General features: G+C 47.8%; 4 protein-coding genes and 2 pseudogenes. 2 read left to right on the top strand and 4 right to left on the bottom strand.

Annotated features, from left to right (window positions below):
- Positions 1-500 (bottom strand): replication initiation protein (locus AC6BYQ_RS27845; protein WP_498057863.1); only part of this gene is annotated, 500 nt, incomplete at its 3' end.
- Positions 501-1748: 1248 nt separating this feature from the next.
- On the opposite strand from AC6BYQ_RS27845, the gene sopA reads away from it, so the two are divergent.
- Both sopA and AC6BYQ_RS27835 read left to right on the top strand, forming a co-directional pair.
- Entirely contained in the window at positions 1749-2867 is a 1119-nt protein-coding gene (sopA, locus tag AC6BYQ_RS27840) for a plasmid-partitioning protein SopA (protein ID WP_498057864.1), read from the top strand.
- On the top strand, positions 2867-3832 hold the full coding sequence (locus AC6BYQ_RS27835) for a ParB/RepB/Spo0J family plasmid partition protein (protein ID WP_498057862.1): 966 nt from the start codon (positions 2867-2869) through the stop codon (positions 3830-3832). Before sopA ends, AC6BYQ_RS27835 begins: the two co-directional genes overlap by 1 nt.
- Positions 3833-4356: 524 nt before the next feature.
- Here AC6BYQ_RS27835 and AC6BYQ_RS27830 read toward each other — a convergent pair.
- The 3 genes and pseudogenes from AC6BYQ_RS27830 to AC6BYQ_RS27820 all read right to left on the bottom strand — a co-directional run.
- A pseudogene (locus AC6BYQ_RS27830) lies at positions 4357-4617 on the bottom strand (IS91 family transposase); the annotation flags it as partial.
- 9 nt (positions 4618-4626) lie between these two features.
- Positions 4627-4878, bottom strand: a pseudogene (locus tag AC6BYQ_RS27825) (helix-turn-helix domain-containing protein); the annotation flags it as partial.
- Between the two features lie 646 nt (positions 4879-5524).
- A complete protein-coding gene (locus AC6BYQ_RS27820; protein WP_498057861.1) occupies positions 5525-6061 on the bottom strand; it encodes a YjaZ family protein in 537 nt (178 codons plus the stop codon).
- Positions 6062-6575 lie beyond the last annotated feature (514 nt).

Below are 6575 nucleotides of genomic sequence, written 5' to 3'. Positions count from 1 at the left end.
CGCACCAACAGGAGAAGTTGCGCGCTACGGTTAATGGTTAGGGATCCCAAAAAAATGCTTTTGAGATTCCTAACCATCAAGTTTATAAAGTCCAGTTTGGTAAAGCTTTCTTTCAGCTCAAACAGATAAGGGGCAACGTCCTGGCCAAAACGCAGTACGACCGCACTATGGTCGTCATTGCTGACATACTCTAGACGCGAAAACCAGGAAAGCTGAACCGTTCTGACTTTCCCATTTCGGTCTTCCTTGTAGATCGTCACTGGTTTTTTCATAAGGCTGTCAGCGGCATCACGTAGTTGCCGGTGACTGCTGGTCGGGTTGACGCCGTAAATACGCTGGTAATCACGAGGATAAAGCGTGTACAACATGTCTGGTTGTGGCTTTCTGCTATCAATTTGTGCAAGGGCCAAGTTCAGGAGGCGCATTTCGTCCAGAGTGACACCATAAGCGCCTTCAAGAAGATCGTTCCCCTGCACCACAGTCAATGTGTCATGATTCATTCGCTCTATCCATAATGTGGAAACACCACAACATTATTCCACATTAAGAAGGGGCGCGTAAATCGTAATCTCCACCTTGAACCATGATATTCCTCACAACAAATTTACCCGCATCAGGAAATGATTCCACCTGTCTTCCCAACGACCCTATCAGGGCTTGCAATGACATCGCGCCGTCACAGATAAAAACTCCACCTTTACCGAACACGAACAGGAAATCTTTCCACTCATAGAAATGCTCCGAATACTCTCCCTCTCCTTTCTCCAGGCAAGGTACTGAATAAAAACCGATATCAGAAGAAACTGTATATAGAATAAGTTCTCAATATGCCGTATGGCATACACATAAAATCATTCCACCTTTTCGCCCCCCTTTAACAGGAAATTTGTCCACCCTTCCTGATAGCCTTACAGATAATCTCTCCACCTTTGTTTGTTACATGAACAGGACCGCCCTCCTCCCAATACCGTCAATTCATGCAGAAAATCCATCTACATACACTCTATAGGTACAGAAAATCCTTCCACCATTATTTGCCCCACCCACACATCAGGTCAAACAGCACTCGAGCCAAACCACAGGAAATATCTCCACAGTTACTCATCACACTTGACATAAAATCCTTCCACCTGTAACTAGCCTTCAAAGGAAATACCCCACCTTTCCTCACGCACCAACAGGAAATATCTCCACCGATGAGAGTAACCCGTTGTTCAGTAAAGAGAGACTAAACAGAAAATTGCTCCACCTTTGCGTCTGATCCCTGCAAGGTACATAATGATGATTCAGACCGATCCTGTAGCAATAAAATTGCCGTTTAGTGTCCAACATCTTAATTTATCAACAGAAATTCCTTCTTCATAAGGCATGAAAAGGATCCACGTAGATCATGAAATAGATCCACGGGAGACAGAAAAACACTCCACACATATTAAATTATGTTGTTGATATTATTTAATTATTTAGCTAATAAAGAGAAAGTTAAAAAGAATAAAATAACAAATATCCTTCGGATGTTTGTTTATGATCTTTGCTCATTCAACCCCTTATTTATACATCCTCATGATCGCGTTAGCTCGGCCTTCTACTGACATACGTCATGTTTATACCTTATTTGTCTCTTTATGCGTTATAACTGTTGTTTTGCGTTTTTGTTGATGATTTACTATAAAGATGCAAAAAACCGAATAAGGGATAACATGGACCTCAAGTCAACGCTGGATCGTTGTATAGAACGTGGCCAATTTATGACGCAGGAAATCGCTAAAGCGCAATTTGGTAACGACAGTCCTGAAGCCCGAGCGATTACCCGACGTTGGCGGATCACTGAAGCTTCAGAGCTCATTGGTGTCACGGCACAAACGATTCGAAATTATGAAGAGTCAGGCAAGTTGCCACCGCCGGAAACCGCAATGATTGGACGGGTTGAGCAACGCACCGGATACTCAATACAGCAAATCAATGCAATGAGAGATGTGTTTGGTACCCGTCCAACTAGGCCAGCTGGGCAAGATCCTGTCGTTCTTGCGGTCGCTGCTCATAAAGGGGGGGCTTATAAAACATCCACATCGGTACATATTGCTCAATGGATGGCATTACAGGGGTTACGTGTCTTATTAATCGACGCCACGGATCCTCAGGCAACCGCGTCGCTTTACCATGGCTATGTTCCAGATTTGCACATTCATCCGGAAGATACCCTTCTCCCTTATTTTTTGGGCCAGCGTGACGATGCCGCGTATGCCATTAAACCCACATGCTGGCCTAACCTGGGCATCATTCCATCCTGCTTGGCTGTACACCGTATTGAATCCGAAATTTATCCGTTGCATGATGCCGGGAAACTCCCTGTGGCACCGCACCTTCTTCTTCGGGCTGCCATTGAATCTGTTTGGGACAGCTATGATGTGATCGTGCTGGACAGTGCTCCCAACCTTGGGATAGGCACCATTAATGTCGCTTGTGCCGCAGATGTCATTGTCGTTCCTACGCCGGCGGAGCTTTATGACTATGTCTCTACCCTGCAGTTTTTTACCATGTTGCGCGATCTGATGCTCAATATTGACTTGAACGGTTTTGAACCCGATGTTCGCGTCCTGATCACGAAATTCAGCAATGCAGTCGGTAGCCAATCTCAATGGATGGATGACCAAATCCGTAACGCCTGGGGCGGGATGGTTCTGAAGGAAGTGGTGCGTGTGACAGATGAAGTCGGAAAAGGCCAGGTGAGGATGCGTACCGTTTTCGAGCAAGCGGCGAATCAGCGTTCTACGCCGTCGGCCTGGCGTAACGCTGTGGCCATTTGGGAACCAGTTTGTGCTGAGATCTATAATCGATTAATCAAAACGCGTTGGGAGAATGCGTAATGAAAAGATCCCCTGTATTACGTCATGCACCGACGATCAATTTTGATGAAGCTAATGCGGTTCCGGTTAAAGAGAGCGAACCCTCACCTTCGGCACCTGCAGTAAGCCAGCTATCTTCACGTGTTAGCGCGATGAAAGGAAACAGTATCACCCTGCCGGTGTGTGGTGAGGATGTGACCTTTGTTCTGAAAACTATCACGGCGGATCAAATTAAAGTCAGTACGACCATCTTTGCTGGTAACGAACGTCTTCAGGACCTATTGACCGAATCTTCCCTGGATGATTTGTTGCCCTCGTTTCTCACGTCAGGTCAACAGTCCCCCGCTTTTGGACGTAGTCAGAATGGCCTTGTCGAAATTGCGGATGGCAGTCGACGCCGTAAGGCCGCCATTCTGACGGGCCGTGAGTACAAAGTTCTTGTCGGTGAATTGAACGATGCGCAAATGCGCTGGCTATCTCAAATTGGAAATGACTATCGTCCGACTAGCGCGTATGAACGTGGGCTACGTTATGCTCGTCGGCTCTTTTCTGAATTTAATGGGAATGTCAGTCATCTCGCGGAGGCAGAACACATCTCGCGCAAGATTATTCAGCGCTGTATAAAAACCGCGGAACTACCAATTGAAACCTTGCAGTTGTTCTCGAATCCCAATGAACTGAGCGCGCGTAGTGGTGAAATGCTCTACAGGTTCCATGAGTCTGATTTTGCCGCGCTAAAACTACTGACTCAAGTGTTGCATGAACAGCAATCTGAAGGTGTCACATTCAGTACTGAAGAACTGCTAAAACGCCTGATGCCGGTCACTCGAACGAAACCCGATGTCACTGTGCGTAAGTTTGGTACTGGTATTGAGGCGAAATACTCAGAAAATACAGTGTCCTTTAATCTGATGGATGCGCCTGCTTCTCTAATTGAACGTATTGAAACGCTGCTCGCCGAGCATGCTCAATCGCCAAACCGCTAATCCTTGACGTGGGACCACGGTCCCACCTGTCGGCTTTCCCATTGCTGTCTTCACAATGCCGGTTAAATTTCGTTAGGTGGGACCGTGGTCCCACTTGAAAAATGATTATCCCCCGTCGCCAACGGTGTGGCTACTGCAATGTGCTGTAAGTCATTCCTGCCTAGGTCATGTCAGGAATAAGATCCTATCCCATTGATGTAATATATTGACGTGTTCCCAGGCCGAGGCTCGGCAGGGGGCGGGGGACTCGCAGCAGATGAATGACGGCGTTGCGTCAGAGGGCTTCGACGTCTTTATTTTTGAAGGACAGCGGTCACCAGACGTTGTGTTTTATGTCGAGACCCCTGCGCGTGATGGTGATAGGGATGATTGAGGCGGCTTGATGATTAGGAGATTGAATCGACCTTTTTTTCAGATCCATGACCATAGATCGTAGCGTGGCAGAGTCGCTGATAGTGGGAATCAACGATAGATGACGTATGAAAATGCCAGTTTTGCCGTGTTTTTAAGCTAAAATCCATTTTTCAGGCACACTTATCCGGAGCCGGTGCCTGAAGCCATCGTTTTTTCTCCATCCGCTGCAGACTGTCAGGTAGTATTTTTGTAGCGTGTTCATCCGCGACGGCGCCGGTAAAACGTAACCGACCTTTGCACAGGATGCACTGGTAAGGGCCGGTACCGAGGAAGCCCTTCATTAGTACCGCGAACCCGGGTCGCTTCGGTTTCTCCCGTACCGTCATTTCCTGCGCCTCGTAAACCTTCGGCAGCAGCGAACCGCGCTTGCGGATCTCCTACAACAGCACGCTGGCGTGGATCCAATGGGGCTGCGCGGCTTGAATCCGTTCAAGAATGTATGGCTTGAATGGATCGAGTTTGCCGGGACGAGGAGCCCGATTGGAGTAATGGGAAGATGATGCGTTATCCCCCATCCGGATATAGCGCCGAACAGTCTGGCGAGAGCAACGTAAATGACAGGCAATGGCGCTGATGGACATGGCTTGCCGAAGAAGAACAGCAATCTCCACTCTTGACTCCAATGTTAGCATCGGCAGCTCGCTTAAAACTGCCAGTTTTACCCCAGGTGGGTCCTAATTACATCGGTACTAACACTTGCAGATGATGAACAAGCATGGATGTATGATAATGAATAAAGTGAGGTTAGGTGCTTTTGCTACAGTGTTTGATGTAATGGCCATCGTTTTTCTTCGTATGCTTTTGGTGGAGGGTACAGAAGGGTTATATGGGCATCAATGCCCGCTTTAATCTTTTCTATAATCAGTGCAGTAGCAGCCGTATTGATGCTGATAAGCTATATGTTGTCTGGGAAGAAATAGCTGTCATTCCCCAACCAAGAAATTTGTTGATCAGAGCAGCTTCTGCATCGTAGATCCTACGGTTCTCCTACTGTGCTTAACGCTGATCTCCACAGCTGTTGCCCATAGATTGCTTTGATGAATACTAGTGTATTACGTTAGTAATCTCACACTTGTCATCGAACGATGTGGCACAGTGCCATCTATTTTAGTTTGCAATAATGTGTGAGGACTCTATAATACGTTTAAGGATGCAGCAGACTGGTTAACCCAGACATCCCGCTACCAACGCAAGTTGGTCAGGCCAAGTCCGGTAAAGGCGCTTCTGAATACCAGAGTTCTCTCTGGCGAAACCCACCTTAAGGTGGGTTTTGTTATTTCAGGGGTGTGGTAACGGCTTTCCGGCCAACAGCTTACTGGCGATAACAAAGAAACCCACCTTCCCTCCCCCTGGCTTGGCATCAACCGCATAGGCGCTGGTCACGTGTATTCGGAGTTTCTTCCGTTCCCGGAACGCTTTGAAGGGGACGTGGTAATAGCAGCGCTCGCTCTCGTCATTCAATGCCTCGATCACCGCATAGCTGCCATAGCCGGCATGGATAATTCGCTGGCGATCCAACGACAGTATCATGTCTTTAAGGTAGCGTTGCGCCAGGCCGTAACGGTTTTTGCAGAACGGACGTGACTCTTTAGGCGAGTGGTACATCAGCGCCCGCTTCTCCTCTTCGCTCTGTTCCGGATAATCTTTGCAAAAGCAGTGGAGCGAGTAGGAGACGATGAATTTGTAGACCTTGTCTGCCTTACCCTCGCAGCGGTGAGTGTAGATCACCTCGTGGGCGTCAAGAAAGGAAAGGTCCCAGGTGCTCCCCTCCGTATCAGTGAAAGGACGCCATTTTCCCACCTCATCAATTTTCACGTTTGGATCTCCCCCAACATGACTCTCCCTGATATTCCCTAATGCCACGAGCTGTAGCGAATGGCCGTCATGCTAACACAGGTGGTGCAGATGTTCCTGCCCGGGCAACATTGTCCAAAATCTCATCAGCACGATTGCATGACGAGAGTAATACAAGCGCAGGTCATCATGCGTTACTAAAGTATTACAACTGTATTCTATTTTTGCATCAGCAGGTGCCTGTACTCGCGGTGAGCCAGCGAGTACGTCACACCAAACTGTGGCGCCATATCCAGCGCAAACACCTTCAGATACAACTCCATGCTTTCATAACGCGTAGGCCTGCACCACTTTCGGCGGTGTATTATTGAAGAACAGGTGCATAGCAAAGCTGTGCCGGAGCGTCTTGGGTTTGATGGCAGGTACGAAAATTCAATCCCCTCCTCCCTGGCGCACTCGATGGTTAGGAAACTCAATCAGCCCTTTTTGAGTTTCCTAACCATGAATTCAGGCAAAGGATCTCCCCATATAGTGA

It is taken from the genome of Serratia sp. LTN-2 (genome assembly GCF_059740205.1).
This window is presented reverse-complemented; position numbering and strand designations above follow the sequence as displayed.

Coding starts and splice junctions, on each gene's coding strand:
- sopA (WP_498057864.1), top strand. CDS start 1,749: ATGACGCAGGAAATCGCTAAAGCGCAATTTGGTAACGACAGTCCTGAA.
- AC6BYQ_RS27835 (WP_498057862.1), top strand. CDS start 2,867: ATGAAAAGATCCCCTGTATTACGTCATGCACCGACGATCAATTTTGAT.